A 17,317-nucleotide genomic window follows, 5' to 3' on the forward strand; every position below is an offset into this window, starting at 1 on the left:
CCAAAAGAGTTAATTGATTATTGTCATAGTAAATTGATAAAAAGGGGATATTACGATGTTCAAGAAAGTTCTAATCGCCAACCGGGGCGAGATTGCTGTTCGTATCATTAGAGCCTGCAATGAAATGGGAATTGAAACAGTCGCAGTATATTCGGAAGCTGATAAAGAGGCATTGCATGTAAAACTAGCAGATGAGGCTTATTGCATTGGAAAGACAGCTTCCAAAGACAGTTATTTAAATACTGTCAACTTAATGAGCGTTGCTACAATCACAAAAGCTGATGCCATTCATCCTGGATATGGTTTCCTTGCTGAAAATGCAGATTTTGCTGAGATGTGTGCATTATGTAATATTACATTTATTGGGCCTGAACCAGAAGCAATTCAAAAGATGGGTGCTAAAGCAATTGCCAGAGAAACCATGAAGCAAGTAGGAGTTCCTACAGTGCCGGGTACCGATGGCTTAATTGAAGACTTAGATGAAGCCTTTACAATCGCAAAAGATATTGGTTTTCCCGTTATCATAAAGGCCACTGCTGGTGGTGGTGGGAAAGGTATGCGCTTAGCTTACAATGAAGAAGAATTACAGAAAGCGATTCGTCAAGCACAACAAGAGGCTGAAACCGCATTCGGTAATTCTGGTGTTTACCTTGAAAAGTATTTAGAGGAACCTCGTCATATTGAAATTCAAATTATTGGTGACAAACATGGAAATGTTGTTCACTTAGGAGAACGGGATTGTTCAATTCAACGACGTCATCAAAAATTAGTTGAGGAAGCACCCTCACCTGCTCTTCATGAAGAACTAAGAAGTAGGATGGGAGAAGCTGCTATTTTAGCAGCAAAGTCGGTTAATTACCATGGGGCCGGGACAGTTGAATTTTTATTAGATAAACACGGTGATTTTTACTTCATGGAAATGAATACCCGCATTCAAGTAGAACATCCTGTCACAGAATTAATTACAGGTATTGACTTGGTGAAAGAACAAATTAATGTTGCTGCTGGCTATTTCTTATCATTTAGCCAACAGGATATTTCAATAAAAGGGTGGGCGATTGAATGTAGGATTAATGCAGAAAATCCAGCTAAAAACTTTATGCCTTCACCCGGTAAGGTAGAAATGTACCTTCCTCCCGGCGGATTTGGAGTCAGAATTGATAGTGGTGTATATCCAGGTTACCAAATCTCACCTTTTTATGATTCGATGGTCGCGAAAATTATTACTTGGGGAAGTGACCGCGATGAGGCTATAGATAGAATGAAACGGGCACTTGGTGAATTTGTTATTACAGGCATAAAAACTACTATACCTTTTCATTTAAAACTATTAGAACATGAAGCTTTTAAGGAAGGAAACTTTAATACAAAATTCCTAGAAATTTATGACCTCTCAATTGATGAATAAAATTTAATTTAAGTTAAAGAGAGAAGGAATGGATAATGAGCTCTATAAATCCTACATTAACTAAACAACAAGAGAACGTAGGAGAACAATTGAATGTTTTAGAAAGAACACAAAAAGTCATCTATAGAGCACTTAAAGAGCTAGGATATAAAGAGGAAGCCTACGAATTATTAAAAGAACCACTTAGATTATTGACTGTTCGTATACCTGTAAGAATGGATGATGGAACCGTTCAAGTTTTTACAGGATATCGTGCGCAACATAACGATGCAATAGGACCTACAAAAGGAGGAATTCGTTTTCACCCTGATGTAAGTGAAGATGAAGTAAAAGCCCTTTCTATGTGGATGAGTATTAAATGTGGTATTACCAACCTACCGTATGGGGGAGGAAAGGGAGGGATTCAATGCGATCCTAGAAATATGTCTTTTCAAGAACTAGAGCGTTTAAGTCGTAGCTACGTTCGTGCCATTAGTCAAATTGTAGGCCCTACTAAAGATATTCCAGCTCCTGACGTTTTCACTAATTCTCAAATTATGGCATGGATGATGGACGAGTATAGTCGTATAAGGGAATTTGACTCTCCTGGTTTTATTACAGGTAAACCCTTAGTATTAGGAGGATCTCTTATGAGAGAATCTTCCACAGCTATGGGAGTAACAATGATAGTGAAAGAGGCAGCTAAAATTGTTGGTATTGATATTTCAGGGGCAAAAGTTATTATTCAAGGATTTGGAAATGCAGGTAGTTTTCTAGCAAAGTTTCTTCATGATATGGGTGCAAAGATTGTAGGAATATCAGACGCATATGGAGCCTTATACGATTCAGAAGGATTAGATATCAATTACCTTTTAGATAATCGAGATTCTTTTGGGACAGTTACAAATCTTTTTGAAAACAAAATTTCTAATCAAGAATTATTAATAAAGCCATGTGACATTCTCATTCCAGCAGCAATTGAAAATCAAATTACACAAGAGAATGCTCCATATATTAATGCAAAAATTGTAGTAGAAGCTGCGAATGGGCCTACAACTTTAAAAGCAACAGAGATATTAACTAAAAGGGATATTTTAATTGTACCAGATGTTCTAGCAAGTTCCGGTGGCGTAATTGTTTCATATTTCGAGTGGGTGCAAAATAATCAAGGATATTACTGGACAGAAGAGGAGATAGAAAGTAAATTAAAAAACATTTTAACTACTTCTTTTTTAAATATATATCAAACATCCGTAAATAAAGGAATTGATATGAGACTAGCAGCCTATGTGATAGGGTTAAAACGAATGGTAGACGCTTCTACACTTAGAGGCTGGATTTAAGTAACATGTAATTTAATTAATTCAACTAATTTAAGGAATCAATAATTATAGGCAGACCTATGGTCGTTTAATAATACTGAATATTCCGAATTGTTAGGAGTGTATTTATGTTAATGAATTTTCATATGTATGGCCTCCCTTGATACTTCAAGATTATTCAGGTATCTAGTTATTCAATATTAAACAGCTTTATCTGATATTGAATGTAAATAAGGGTCTATTTAATTATTGCTTTTAAAATTAAAAGGAGTGTTTAGACATGAATACTACAGATCAAAAGACTAACTTTATTCAGGAGCGTAAAGAGAGAAAAGAAAAATTAGCTGGTGCTTTTCGACTATTCTCACTGTTTGGTTTCGATGAAGGAAATGCTGGACATATTACGGTAAGAGATCCAGAATATGATGATTGCTTCTGGGTTAATCCATATAATATGCATTTCAGTCAAATTAAAGTATCTGACCTTATTTTAGTCAATCATGATGGTGTAGTAGTAGAAGGTGATAAAGCTGTTAACAAGGCTGGATTTACGATCCATTCTCAGCTCCATAAAGCACGTCCAGATGTAGTTGCAGCTGCACACGCTCATTCCGTATACGGAAAAGCATGGTCTACCTTAGGAAGATTACTTGATCCAATTAACCAAGAAGCTTGCGCTTTTTATAAAGATCATAGTTTATATGATGCTTATACTGGTGTAGTACATGACTTGCAAGAAGGAGAAAGAATTGGAAAAGCTTTAAAAAATCATAAAGCTGTAATACTTCAAAACCATGGCTTACTTACTGTAGGAGGATCTATAGAGGAAACCGTGTGGTGGTTTGTCAACATGGAACGTTCTTGCCAAGTTCAGATACTAGCCGAATCCGTTGGAAAACCTGTTTTAATTGAGGAAGAACATGCAAAGCATACAGCAGCTCAAGTTGGCACGCCTGAAGAAGCAAAACGTTGTTTCCAACCATTGTGGGAACGAATTGTTAATCAACAACCTGACTTTTTAGATTAAAGTTTTTTGAAAATATAAATCTTATTGCCATTACAGTATTAACAGAATGATTCTCGAAATTGGATTTTCAAATAGTAAATAGCAAGAACAAGTGTCCTTCAAGTCCGTTTTTGGTATTTATCTATGGTAATACACTTACTATTCAGTTTTCACGCAAATGATTTATAAATAACTTCATCCTCTTTTTGGGCAGATTTCATCCGTTGGTGAAGTCGCCCTTTTTTTATCAGATAATGCAAGATAGAGTATGGTTTCCACTAGGATTCTGTTACAAAGATTACCTTTGTTTTTAAAAAGCATATATAGTCCTTTTAAAATTAAATACTATGCGCTTTTTCAAATATTTCATGAATGAACTATAAAATAGCAAGAGCTCATGGGAAATACAAATCATGCATTCTTCAAAAGAATGGGCTTTTTACAGTTGAAGATTTAAACGAAGAGCGTATCTGATGGGTTATAAGAATTAAAAATGATAAAAAGGAGATGAAAGGAATGTGGACACCGAATAAAAATCAAATTGAAAGGGATCCATACAAAAAAAACGCAGGAACGCTAATTGATACCTCAAAACCAACTAACGTTCGCTGGCAAATCTTTATTATGTTACTCATTTTAGTAACGATTAACTATGTCGACCGTTCTGCTTTATCGGTTGCTTTGCCAGCAATAACGCAAGATTTAAATTTGGATCCTTCCATAACTGGAATTATACTAAGTTCTTTTTTTTGGGGATATGCTCTTATGCAAATTCCATGTGGTTTTCTTGCGGATCGTTATAAGCCCACAGGATTAATAATAGGCTCAACAATCGTATGGGGGATTGTACAAACTATTACAGGATTTGCTAATACCAGTAAAGTATTTATATTCCTACGAGTCTTACTTGGAATTGTGGAAGCCCCTTTGTATCCTTCGGGTACAAAGTTACAATCTGTTTGGTTAACCTCTAAGGAAAGAGGACGCGGTGCTACTTTACTTGATAGTGGATCCCCTTTAGGTACAGCCGTTGGTGGCCCTATTATTGTGGCATTTATGGCCTGGTTTGGAGGGTGGCGTCTCGCTTTAGTCGGTACCGGGATCCTTACTATTATAATTGGCTTTCTAGCTTGGTGGGTTATTAGAGGGAATCCTTCAAACCATCCAAGAACTAATGAAGCAGAACGTGAGTATTTGAGGAAAGCTCTCGACGAAGAATACAAGGTAGATAAAAGGATTTCTGAGGCATCAATAGGTTCTAAAGATTATCTAAAAAGCAGCAGTTTCTGGTTCATGTGCATTAGCTTCTTTGCATATAACACCGTATATTTTGGCTTAATGACATGGGGACCCATGTATCTTGCACAAACTCAAAATTTGGATATCAAAAGCGTAGGTAACGCCATTTTTATCATCTTTGGTGCAGGATTCGTAGGAGAGCTAATAGGAGGATGGATCGTGGACAAATGGCGTAAGAAAGGAGGAAGCCACAATATTGTCATGCGGACTCTTTTATCAATAGCCGGTATTATGAGTGGCGCTGCTATTTTCCTTCTTGGGCACATTACTTCCTTAACCTTAGCTATCACTTTGCTTGCTGTCACTTTATTCTTCCTTCGCTGGTGTGGTTTGTTTTGGAGTGTACCTGCGGCCATTTCTCAACAAAAGCACGTTGGAGTAGTGGGAGGATGTTTGGGTTTCACAGGAAATTTGGCAGGCATTGTCACTCCCCTTTATATTGGTTTTATCGTATCTGCAACCAAATCCTACTTTGTCGCACTTATGTTATTTGCTGTAGCTGGTTTTGTTTTAGCTGGTGCATCCTTACTCATTAATTACACTAAAAAAATAGGAAGCGAAACATAATTTAATGAGTTTGAAGTCAAGGTTCCCCCAGCATTACGCTAATTCACAACGTTAAGTGTTTATATCAAAGGTAAGTTTTATTAAAAGTCTATTGTCCTTGGAATTCGGTTTAGAATTGGATTTTTAATTGGTCATTATAATTGCTGGATTATGATTGATAAAGGCCCACAATAAAATATATACTCAGCATAAGATATGTGCAGAATAATTGAAGTAACTAGGAACGACTTTTTTATAAGGAAAGCTAATTTGTCTTAATTATTCCCTCGGATTATATTAGACAAGGAGTAAAATGGAGTCACAATATAGGTCCCAAAAAGAAAAATACATGGAAGATCTATACCTTTAAGTGAAGGATAAAATACATCTGTTATAAACCTTTCAACATTTATATAGCGTATAAAAAAATACAATATAAAAAAAGTATTTTTTATGCTTATATTTGTCCCAATGAAATAAAAAAGTCACCCCCACCTCTAAAGTGGGGATGATTTTTTTGTCAAGGGTTGGACTTTTGCATCTGCTTCTATAGTATAGCATGTGTAAAAATTAGATAAAGATTAAATTTTGAATATTCTAAAAACAAATTATAGATACATTTTTTATGAGGAGTTTTTATAATAGCCTGTATGCTAAAATGTCTCATTTTTCACAAACTCCACAAATTCCCTCATGACATTCCACTCTAAAGATTCTTCATGATAATACATCCAAGTTCTACGCATTATAGGATTTCCTTTTTGATCTACTATGTCAATTTTATGTAAATCTTTCCTGTTAATCAGTATTCTGTCAGGTAAAATAGCGTAACCTAGACCATTTATCACCATTTCTCTACAGGTTTCAACCTGGTCAACTTCTATACTAATAAAGGGTTCTTGTACATAGTTTTCAGACCACCAATTATCAATGAGCAATTTTAACAAATGGTCTCCTCTATAATCAATTCTTGGAACAGTAGGAAGGTTTTTTACATTAATTTCTTCCATTGAGGTGATACATATAGTTTCCTCAAAAAGTAAATGATTCGATAATCCTTTGCAAACATAATCTCCCCTAACAAAGCCAACATGCACATCTTTTTTGTGTATAAGTTGAGAAATATCTTTGCTCCATCCCGTGATTACCTTAAATTGTACATGCGGGTACTGTTTTTTAAATAATCTTAAAAGGTAAGGAAGCTTATAGTTTGCAAAAAAATTAGAAACGCCTAACTTTAAGGTACCTACAACTTCATTATGGATGTTATTACTCATGTTAAAGACATTATCTTTTATTTTTTGATAATTCTTAAGGGCTTCTTCTGCACAACTAACAAGATACTCTCCTTGTGGGGTAAACTGAATTCCTCTGCTTTCACGGGTTACTATTTTAGCACCTAGCTCCTTCTCCATATGTTTTATACGATTCGTTAATGCTGGTTGAGTAATAAACAACAACCGAGCTGCTTTCGTGATGTTTTTTTGAATATACAAAACTTTTAGTATTTCCCAATCGCGATAATCCATGATTTCCCCCATCTATTTCTTATAACTATTTTTTATATGTATGTATAATTTTTTAGCATTTTATTTTTTCTCATTATTCATTTATTCTTATTCATAAATAATCCAGAGCTAATTTAATAGCAAAGATATCTACATAGAATTATTATATATAGCCACTAAGAAGAAATCATTAAGAAGATAAAACTATTTCTATATTCTTAATCTCAATGAGGAATAGATGAGTATACAATAAGGAGGCGTAGTATATGGAATTTAAGTATTGTAATGAATCTAGAGTAGTACGAACATGTCGTGTATTCCCAAATGATATGAATAATCATCATACATTATTTGGTGGTAGGTTAATGAGTGATTTAGACCAGGTTGCTTCCATTTCAGCAGCTCGTCATAGTCGAAGCGATTGTGTAACAGCTTCCATTGATTCAATTGATTTTCTACATTCTATTAAGGCTACAGATTCAGTATCTTTTGAATCTTATGTGACCTGTACAGGCACATCATCTATGGAGATCTTTGTGAAAATAATAGCCGAAGGTTTAAAAAGTGGGGAACGTAAAATAGCAGCTACTGCTTTTTTAACATTTGTGGCTGTTGATCAGTTTAAACAGCCTATAGATGTTCCTACAGTTATTCCTCAAACAGAAGAAGAGATAAAATTACATCAGACTTCGCTAGAGCGGACAAAAACACGCAAAGAAAGGAAAGAAAAGAGTAAAGACTTAGCCACATTTTTAACAATTGATAATCCTTGGGATTTGAAAAGACTAGGTCAACTTACGAACGTATGATTTAGTAATAGGGTAAGAAAAAAATTCTATGCATCTGTTCTAAAGAAATAGCGTGGTGTAGCAGGGTAATTACTATAAAATATGCTTCTTTAGAAAAATTACAATTGAAGAATTGAACAGTTTTACTTAACGCTACTATTTGTATGATACGCGAATTACAAACTAAACAAAAAAACTGCAATTATGTTTCTAATTGACGGCATTGTAGTTTTTTTGCTTTTTTTTAAAAAAATATGATTTCAACTAATAGATAAATCTTTAATTAGATGGATAATTATAGTAAGCAATATTTTTTATTAAATAAATTTCGACTTGGTATAAGGTAGAATCTATACGCTTAATCATATTAAGCAGTTTAAAACGGTGAAACTTTCTTTAGATGCTATGTCTCTACTGAAAAATGGTTAGATACTATTCTGTCCAAAAGGGCACCTTTTTTGTTTTTACATATAAGTAAATTTGAGTAAAAATATATAAAATATATTCTTTTTCTCATAATTATGCTATAATTTATCTGCTAATATATATTTCCAATGATTATTCTTCTAAAGAGCTACCTCGTTTTTAATAGAGGTAGCTCTTTATTTTGCTACTTTTTAATCTGGACCAACTATAAATAAGGATTAAAAAACTCCGGAGTATTTTCCGGAGCCCACTTAATGAGAATTATAGAACTCCATTCGTATTGATAATTAATCTAAAGGTACAACATCTAACACCGTACCTGTTTTTGCATCTACCGTTACTTTAAAATCATGACCATCTTTATGGATGATGTATGAGTAAATATTATTGTGGAATGATACAGATTTAAACGTTCCTGGTTTTGCTTTTAATGCAATGCCTCTGGCTTGATTTTCACTAAAATGTTTCACTTGATGTTGGCTTACTGCTTGTGCTGAATTGATATGATGAGCATCAGCTGCAAATGTTGGAGAAACTGCACTTGCTCCCACCATTACTCCTAAAGCTGCTCCTGCTGCTAATTTTCCAATCATGATGATTCCTCCGTTTAGGTTTTTATAATGTGTTAATAGTAAAGAAACAAGGACTTTATCTCCAAATTGTGAATGAAAATATGTTGTACTGTTTAATTGAAATTACGAATCAAGAAGTGATATGAAGAATAAAGTCCTTTTTAAAGGTTATAGCTTTGAACAAAAAATAAAATGACTAATCATTTTACCATCCATATTTATCAATGATTTCTTTGCTACACATTCACTATAAAAAACAAATATGAAGTGATCGTGAATTAAGCCTTAGCAACTTCTGAATTATCTATGAATGTTAGTTTGTATTTTCATTAACTTTTCACTATTAAAAGTTAAACTCATTGTTGAATAGGAAAAGTTGATCCTTTTCTTTAAAATAATCCTCTTTGAGCTCACCTTTATTAAGGTGAGCTTTTAACTTTTTACTTAGAACCACTATTACCTTTACAGCTATTTTTTTGACATCTAATTAATCTAAAATCTAAAAACGCACATGTCTGTGTGCATAATGTACTAAATTAAAGGTCAATCCTAAGACATTTTCTATTCTCATTAACAATTTTCCGGTTTGATCCATAATAAAACCTTATTATTTTTGAGAGCGCCTAAGCTCTAATAAGAACTACCAATACTTTAATCTCGAGATGGGATGCTTCTTTTAAGGAGAAAGTATCTTTTTTTACTTTTCCTTTTATTTGTAAAATTTATATCTTGATTAAACTATACAAGACGCCGTGAGGCATCGACCTATGTGATGATTCTATGTAGCAAGAAAGCTCCTTTCAGCATAAAAAATTTTTCCCGTTTCTAAGCTTTATACGGCATGCATCTTTAGGTAATATTATTACGATTATCTAAAACAAAAAAGGTCACAGAATTTATCTCTGTGACCTTTTTTATTCATTATTAGCAACGTATTCTAAAATATTGCCTCGTTAGCTTATTAAGCTATTAATTACAACTGCATGTACCTGTTTTTGCATTAACCTTTACAATATGATCAACACTGTCCTTATGAATTACAAATACATAAACATTTGATTCAAATGATACCGATTTATAAGTTCCTGGACAGGCTTTTAATGCAATTTCCTTGGCATGATCTTGAGGGAGAACTTGAATGTATGACAAAGCTTCCACCTTTAGTACTTCTCCAGTCTCCCCGTTTACAGTGACTTTGTAATCTGTGCTATCTTTATGAATAATATACGTGTAAACATTGTTCTGGAATGATACAGATTTAAACATTCCTGAACATCCCTTTAATGCAATTACTCTAGCCTTCTCTTCTGTAAATTTAACTTGGTGTTGAGAGACCACTGTTGTTGAATTGGTATGATGAGTCTCCGTTGCTCCTACGCCAGCACAAGCACTAACTCCTAAAGCTGCTCCTATTGCTAATTTACCGCCTAAAGCTACCCCAGCAACTAAATTTCCAACCATATTTAATTCCTCCATTTATTAATATTTTTTGCGAATCACCATTGAGAATGAAAAGGTTCTGTCTTTTTTCCATACCTTTAATGTCAGACTAGAAAAAGAACAGATTCACCCTTTCTCTCAAGGCTTCCGCCTTCTGATCATGGCTAAAAAATAAACAATTATAGAAAGTAGGAATATCCGTAGGATTTACTCCTTACATTCTTTAGTATTATTTATTTGTTTTGCCGGAGTTCATTTTACAGCTTCAAGCTGAATGTGGAGTGTATTTTAGCTGAAAATCAAAAAAATAATATATGATTTATCTGGAAGAGCATTCAGCTAATTTTCAGTTTCAATTAATATGGGGTTCATTTCTAACTTGCATAATAAAGCACGTAGAAACGATTAAAAAATATAAAGAAGCGCAATGGAGGAAAGTTTAATTATGATTAAGTTTGGAAAAGTATTATCAGGTGTTGCATTAGGAGCAATCGTAGGACTTAGCTCCCTCAGTCCAGCTTTTGCAGCTGAAACTTCACATGTGAACTCTGCGAAAACAAGTTCACAACAAGAATGTGGTTGTGTCGCACAAACAGAAGCGAAAACAATCGCATTAAAAAAACTTCCAGGTACGTTTAAATCTGTCGAACTTAAAGATAACGTGTATACATTCTTAATTCATGGCAAAGACAACAAAGATCACCATGTAAAAGTTGATGCTAAGACAGGTAAAGTGACAAAAGTAGAGACTGTGACACAAGTTAAAGTCTTTACACAAACGGAAGCAAAAACAATCGCATTGAAAAAACTTCCAGGCACATTTAAATCTGTTGAACATAAAGACAATGTATATACATTCTTAATTCACGGAAAAGACAATAAAGACCACCACGTGAAAGTTGATGCCAAAACTGGTGCATGTAGCTACCAATAAAGTAAAAAAACCGTTGCCTGATCAACGGTTCTTTTACTTTATTTCTAAATAACAACAGTATAGGCATAGAGAGGTTGTTAAAAACTCCTCTTTAATCTTTAGGGATATTCCATCATATTTATAAGTGTCTCTATTCCTAATGGCAATTAAGCGAACACATAAAAAAGAGAACTTCTATTGGAGGAAAGGTTTTGATGAGTTCCGTGTTTCTCTTATATGTAGTTTTTATACATATGCTATTCCTATAAAATATAGTCTTGTTGCGAGAATTCACTTCGATTTTATTAAAAGAATTCCTCAAAGAGAAAGGTCCTCTTAAACTATCTTATTATTATAAATTTAGATATCTCCAAGCATATAGGGAATAAGAACTATAAGGAAGAATAAAGAAAGGCTTGTAAATAACAAGATATATTTAATTAAAAATTTCAATCCAACATTCATGCAAGAAATAAGAATTCCTAAAATCGATAGGATCAAAGGAATTAGTGGCCCCGATTCGGTCAATGAAGCATGATAATGACTGTTTTTGTACACGGCTAAATACAAAGTAAACACATGAGAATAGACCAGCAATAAAGAAATAATGTTTACTATTATCTTACCTAATTTGCTACTAGTTAAAATTTTCATCTGATTTTCCATCCCATAAAGAAGATCATCACTTTAATCATAGTGATAATCTTCTTATTAAATAAATTATTTTACAGTTACCACTTTCAAAACAGCACCTGTTTTTGCATTCACCGTTACTTTAAAATCATGGCCATCTTTATGAATAATATACGTATAAACATTATTATGGAATGATACTGACTTGAACTTCCCTGGTTTTGCTTTTAAAGCAATTGCTCTAGCTTGATTTTCACTGTACTGTTTTACTTGGTTTTGGCTTACTGTTTTGGTTGAGTTCGCATGATGTGTCTCAGCTGCAAAAGATGAAGAAACGCCACTCACTCCTATCATAGCTCCTAAAGCTATGCCTGCTACTGCTTTTCCCATTGCTAACTTTCCAATCATGATAATTCCTCCATATCAATTAATTTGTCTATAGTGCTATTTTTTATTAGTTAAGCAAAGGATCATATCTGTAAGGAACAAAAATAATTTGTTTATACTTGATTGTTAAAATTACGGTTTTAAGGAATGGAAAAGTTTATTATGGATGATATGATACTGTTTTTTAGCTATACAGATAATGTCCTTTGCTTATGTGTTTACTATAAAAAATAAACATGAAGTAGCTGTGAACTTAGTCTTAATGCTAACTGAATAATCCCTGAGAGTTCCTTTTTATTTTCACTAACTTTTCATTATTAAAGGTTAGACTAATTACTGATAAAGCAAGTTGACCTTTTTTTCATTTTTGAAACCCTATTTAAGCCCATCTTCAATGAAGATGGGCTTTCAAATTTTAAAGAAGAGAGTATTTCCTTTCAGGATTCTTCCACTAATAAATAAACTTAAAACTCTTTGACTTCATCGATTTAATTTTCATGCACCCCTGGCTGCTCCATCAATTTCTTCTGCCTAAATCATTCCATCTATTTTCGCACTAGTGACATCTGCCTTCCTTACAGAGATTCTTATCCTTAAATTTCCTTTAGCGCTGAATTCAATAAATCAGCATCTGGACGCTGTTCACAATAATAGTATAAACCCCTAGCGTACGACCTTGGCTAGCAAACTGTTGTATCTTTTCAACATTTTGCACCAGGGTTAGAGACTGTTCAAGGAGCCTTTTTATTCTCCTTTTTGTTCATAATTAGTTCATATATGCTTGGTAAACTGAGGCATACTCGTTACAGTAATAAATTTATTGGAACAAAGACTATTTGTATTTACTAAAAAGAAAGAAAAAAGGGGCATTCTATGAACATTAAAAACAAAAAAATTGATTTAGTACTTATATGTATTTTGCTAATCGGACTTTTTTTAAATACATATAATATTTGGCAGGATGATTCTGCCAACCAATATTATTTGGCAGCTGTTAAAAGTATGACGCAAAGTTTCCATAATTTCTTCTATGCTTCATTTGACCCTTCGGGATTCGTATCGGTTGATAAGCCACCTCTCGTTTTATGGATTCAAACTATCTTTGCGTGGATCTTTGGAGTGCATACGTGGAGTGTCATCATTCCGCAGGCACTTGCAGGGATAGGGTCCGTATTTCTTCTCTATGTAATGGTCAAACCGACTTTTGGCAAAGGCCCGGCACGCATCGCTGCCCTTGTGATGGCGGTAACACCAATCGCTGTAGCTGTTAGTCGGACAAACAACATTGACAGCATGCTTGTCTTCACTCTATTGTTTGGCTCCTGGTGCTTGATGAAGGCAGTCAAACAGGGTAAAACCATCTGGTTATTGGTAGCATTTGGGATGATTGGGCTTGCATTCAATATGAAAATGCTTCAGGCATTTATGGTGCTGCCTGCATTTCTTCTGTTCTACCTAATAGCTTCTCAAATTACTTTAAAGAAAAAAATTATCTCCCTTATTATCTCACTTGTCGTTCTTGCAAGCCTATCGTTATCATGGGCACTCGTAGTTGACTACATCTCGTCGGATAGCCGTCCATATATAGGAAGTAGTCAGAAAAACTCAGTTCTCGAACTAGCATTTGGCTATAACGGGACTGAGCGTCTTCTTGGTCAAAAAACAGGTAATTCACGTGCTGATATGGGTTCCGGGCATGGTGGAAACATGCCAAACGGCAGTGGTATGCAAGCGCCAAGTCAAAATTTTGTTTCTGATCATAATGCCCAGAAGCAGGATGGGCATAATCCATTTGGTAGCAACAATCAGCCACCACAGGCACCTTCTGGGCAAAATGGTTCTACTAATGATGGCGGAGGTGGACCACCATCGCAAAATGGCGGCAGTAAAGGTGGTCCAAACGGAGGCGGACAAAGTATGAACATGTTCGGCACCGGAAACGCCGGACCGTTGCGACTCTTCCAGTCAGCACTTTCTGGACAAATCAGCTGGATGCTTCCATTCGCGCTATTTGGTCTTTTAGGTATTATTATCAGCTGGTTCCGTAATCGCGATGGAAAAGCAAACGAAATAAAAGAAACCCTTTTTTGGACTGCATGGCTCGTACCTGTAGCTGGTTTTTTCAGCATCGCTGGTTTTTTCCATCACTATTATCTGATTATGCTCGCACCCCCGATTGCGGCACTTTCCGGAATCGGGTGGTATGCAATGTATGATTTATACAAGAATCATAAAGACTGGGCAAGCTATCTGCTGCCTGCAGCCGTTTCAGTCACAGCTGCATTTCAAGTTTATATTTTAAGTAATTATATAGATCAGATTGGTAGCTCATGGATGTACCTACTCGGGATTGTAGGGATTGTTCTTACAATCGTGTTGTTCACGCTCAAGCGCAATCATCCATTCGGAAAACAGCTCACCATTATCAGTCTGTGTGCGCTTCTCTTCGTACCAGTTTACTGGTCGGCAACGCCCCTTCTTTACGGTGGCAATAGTGTTCTCCCTGAGTCAGGTCCACAGCTAAAAAGCTCAACTGGTGGCGGGGGAATGTTCAGCTCAGAAGTGGATACAGAATTGCTTTCATACCTTCAAGAACATAATACGGGCGAAGAGTACTTGTTCGCTACGCTTACAACGGTAACAGCTGCACCGTATATTATCAACACTGAGGAATCTGTCATGGCGCTCGGTGGATTCAACGGCACCGACCCGATTCTGTCAGTAACCAAGCTCAAAAAACTCATCAAAGAAGGGAAAGTGAAATACTTCCTTCTAAGTGGTGACAACTCAGGTAATAGTGAGCTTGTCTCATGGATCAAAGAAAACGGTACTAAGGTTTCTTCTGATGAATACAGCAGCTCCACAAGTAATATAAATAGCAGAATACAATCAGGCGTGAATGGTGGCCCAGGCGGGGGACAGCAGCAGACACTTTACAAAGTTGAATTGTAGTCAATTGATGAAAGCTCATGGGAATTTGATTCCCATGGGCTTTATTTTTGGATATAAGACTAGGTTTCAATATCATGAATCATGGAATCAAGCATCGCTAATGGAATAAATTGAACAAAGGCATCATAAGCCTTGTATGGACGAGAGATTAAAAGATGTCCCAACATCTAAAATAGAAGGTAATGCAGATTACTCAAAGTAACGTAATGAACCGTTTACTCTAAGTCGTAAAAAGAGTTGAAAATACAACGCTTATAACCTTATATATATTTATAAACGTTCATACCTTAGCCGCCATTCCAGCTATCCTGTCTGCGAAGCTGCAGAACAATGGATTAAACGTTAATTAATTTCGCTTTGGCTTGGAATCAGCAACATCGAGGAGATTATGTGGACTGAAAAGGTTGTTGCATCATCAAAAGCTCACCCATCTACTAATTGAAAATTTAAATTTAATGCTTATAAGAATGAGGGGGCTACAAGGAATGATGAAATCGAAAAGTAATTCATTCCTTTCTATAGGATATTCTGAGGTTATACCCAAGAAAAAGCTATTACTATATCTATCGTAATTAGAGATGTTTTCAGTATATTGAAATGATTTTGGCAGAAAGGTCAGGGATAGGTTCCTTGGTCTTTTTTGTTTAATCTAGTCATGATTAAGCATTAACGTTCATTTAGTTATTGTTGTATTATCATCCCTTTTGACTCACATTTAAGACCACTGTTCTAGGTGCTTCTTCTTTCTCTTTCCACTTTCTCAAACGTTTCAGCTATCTTTGACAGATTTTTCTTTTAATAAAGCTTTTCTTCTTGTTCATATAACCGGAAAACCGACTTATAATCATATATTGCGTTCATTTTATCGTGACTACCTGATTTATACATAAAAAAAGAGTGAAAAAACCAAAATAAAACCGATGTATAAATCAAAAATTTTTTTAAAAAGGGGGCCAAAAGATCATGAAGATCAAATTCTTTTTCTTTGCTTATATGAAGAAATTCTGTTTTCTTACCTTGTGTCTTATCGTCTATTTTTTTCTTTCACTTATTCCTATACCTGTTTATGCTCAAGAGTCTAAATTACCGGAGGCAGACATTTATATTGATAATCAACCGATCCGCACAATCTACATTATGAGAGAAGGTCATCTGCTTGTACCGGCTCTTTTTCTGAAAAATACAGGGGCACATGTTGATTGGAATGAAGAATATCGTTCTGTTGTATTTCAACTAAGAGAGACAAAGTTTGCGTTACCTGTCGGGAAAAAATATTCCGATGACTATGTAAAGAAGACAGGAAACTGGCAGCGACAGTCTCTGCCTGTAGCAACAATTGATTTCGGTGGAGAGCCTTTCGTACCTTTAGTGAATGTTGCAAACAAGTTAGGAATGAAAGTGAGGTATGATGCTAAACTAGCTCATACATTTATTACAACGACCATTCCTTTTAAATCAAACATGATTAAGTCTGTAAATACAACAGAAAAGCTTGTTGCTTTAACCTTTGATGATGGTCCGGAAAGCCACTATACCCCACAAATTTTAGATGTGTTAAAAGAAAAAGGAGTACCGGCTACTTTTTTTGTACTTGGTAAACAAATAAAGGCATTTCCTAATGAAATGAAACGCATTGCTGTGGAAGGTCATGGGATTGCAAATCATACATGGAATCATCCTGAACTTAAACGTATGTGGACTACTAAAGTGAGAGATGAAATTCGCTTTACACAAAATGAATTGCAGAGAGTAACTGGAAGGAAGCCTGATTTATTCCGTCCGCCATACGGGGCTCTTACCAAGTCAGATATTTCAGTTCTTAATGAGATGGGGATGAGAAATATTCTATGGTCTGTTGATACCCTTGACTGGAGTGGCTTATCAAGTAAGGAAATACTCTCAACTGTTCAGCGTGATATAACACCTGGGGGGATCATTTTACAACATAACTTTCAATCAGAAGCTCGTCTTTTAGATGGTACAGTAGAAGCACTACCCAAAATTATTGATGAATTACAGAAAAAGGGCTATAAATTTGTTACACTACAAACCCTGTTAGCAAATCAAACTAAATGAAGGGAATACAGCTTTGAACGTACTACTAGGGTATTGTAAAAAAAGTTCCAATAAGAAAGAAG

Annotated in this window: 12 protein-coding genes; 8 read left to right on the forward strand and 4 right to left on the reverse strand. The window is 35.1% G+C overall.

Going from position 1 to position 17,317, the window contains the following annotated elements; all coding sequences use genetic code 11:
* The first annotated feature begins 55 nt into the window (after nucleotides 1–55).
* From accC to AC0C45_RS25725, 4 genes are all read left to right on the forward strand, one after another.
* Entirely contained in the window at nucleotides 56–1,408 is a 1,353-nt protein-coding gene (gene accC / locus AC0C45_RS25710) for an acetyl-CoA carboxylase biotin carboxylase subunit (protein ID WP_472928994.1), read from the forward strand.
* Between the two features lie 35 nt (nucleotides 1,409–1,443).
* The gene (locus tag AC0C45_RS25715) at nucleotides 1,444–2,730 is read left to right on the forward strand and encodes a Glu/Leu/Phe/Val family dehydrogenase (RefSeq protein ID WP_472928995.1); all 1,287 of its coding nucleotides are present in this window, start codon (nucleotides 1,444–1,446) and stop codon (nucleotides 2,728–2,730) included.
* A gap of 259 nt (nucleotides 2,731–2,989) precedes the next feature.
* A complete protein-coding gene (locus AC0C45_RS25720) occupies nucleotides 2,990–3,736 on the forward strand; it encodes a class II aldolase/adducin family protein (RefSeq protein WP_472928996.1) in 747 nt (248 codons plus the stop codon).
* A gap of 495 nt (nucleotides 3,737–4,231) precedes the next feature.
* A complete protein-coding gene (locus AC0C45_RS25725; protein WP_472928997.1) occupies nucleotides 4,232–5,581 on the forward strand; it encodes an MFS transporter in 1,350 nt (449 codons plus the stop codon).
* Between the two features lie 632 nt (nucleotides 5,582–6,213).
* Here AC0C45_RS25725 and AC0C45_RS25730 read toward each other — a convergent pair.
* Nucleotides 6,214–7,089, reverse strand: a complete 876-nt coding sequence (locus AC0C45_RS25730) for a LysR family transcriptional regulator (protein ID WP_472928998.1) — start codon at nucleotides 7,087–7,089, stop codon at nucleotides 6,214–6,216.
* Nucleotides 7,090–7,334: 245 nt separating this feature from the next.
* Here AC0C45_RS25730 and AC0C45_RS25735 point away from each other — a divergent pair, with 245 nt between their 5' ends.
* Entirely contained in the window at nucleotides 7,335–7,877 is a 543-nt protein-coding gene (locus AC0C45_RS25735; protein WP_472928999.1) for an acyl-CoA thioesterase, read from the forward strand.
* A gap of 692 nt (nucleotides 7,878–8,569) precedes the next feature.
* Here the strand turns inward: AC0C45_RS25735 and AC0C45_RS25740 are convergent.
* Both AC0C45_RS25740 and AC0C45_RS25745 read right to left on the reverse strand, forming a co-directional pair.
* A complete protein-coding gene (locus tag AC0C45_RS25740; protein ID WP_472929000.1) occupies nucleotides 8,570–8,875 on the reverse strand; it encodes a PepSY domain-containing protein in 306 nt (101 codons plus the stop codon).
* A 948-nt stretch (nucleotides 8,876–9,823) separates the two neighbouring features.
* Entirely contained in the window at nucleotides 9,824–10,315 is a 492-nt protein-coding gene (locus AC0C45_RS25745) for a PepSY domain-containing protein (RefSeq protein WP_472929001.1), read from the reverse strand.
* 424 nt (nucleotides 10,316–10,739) lie between these two features.
* Here AC0C45_RS25745 and AC0C45_RS25750 point away from each other — a divergent pair, with 424 nt between their 5' ends.
* Complete coding sequence (locus tag AC0C45_RS25750; RefSeq protein ID WP_472929002.1) at nucleotides 10,740–11,228, forward strand: PepSY domain-containing protein; 489 nt, start codon at nucleotides 10,740–10,742, stop codon at nucleotides 11,226–11,228.
* 699 nt (nucleotides 11,229–11,927) lie between these two features.
* On the opposite strand, the gene AC0C45_RS25755 is transcribed toward AC0C45_RS25750, so the two are convergent.
* Entirely contained in the window at nucleotides 11,928–12,248 is a 321-nt protein-coding gene (locus AC0C45_RS25755) for a PepSY domain-containing protein (RefSeq protein ID WP_472929003.1), read from the reverse strand.
* An 858-nt stretch (nucleotides 12,249–13,106) separates the two neighbouring features.
* On the opposite strand from AC0C45_RS25755, the gene AC0C45_RS25760 reads away from it, so the two are divergent.
* Together AC0C45_RS25760 and AC0C45_RS25765 are read left to right on the forward strand one after the other, a co-directional pair.
* Nucleotides 13,107–15,179, forward strand: coding sequence for an ArnT family glycosyltransferase (locus AC0C45_RS25760; RefSeq protein WP_472929037.1), 2,073 nt, complete (start codon nucleotides 13,107–13,109; stop codon nucleotides 15,177–15,179).
* Between the two features lie 963 nt (nucleotides 15,180–16,142).
* The gene (locus AC0C45_RS25765; RefSeq protein ID WP_472929004.1) at nucleotides 16,143–17,255 is read left to right on the forward strand and encodes a polysaccharide deacetylase family protein; all 1,113 of its coding nucleotides are present in this window, start codon (nucleotides 16,143–16,145) and stop codon (nucleotides 17,253–17,255) included.
* The last annotated feature ends 62 nt before the right edge of the window (nucleotides 17,256–17,317 follow it).

Source organism: Priestia sp. VA7, assembly GCF_055710015.1.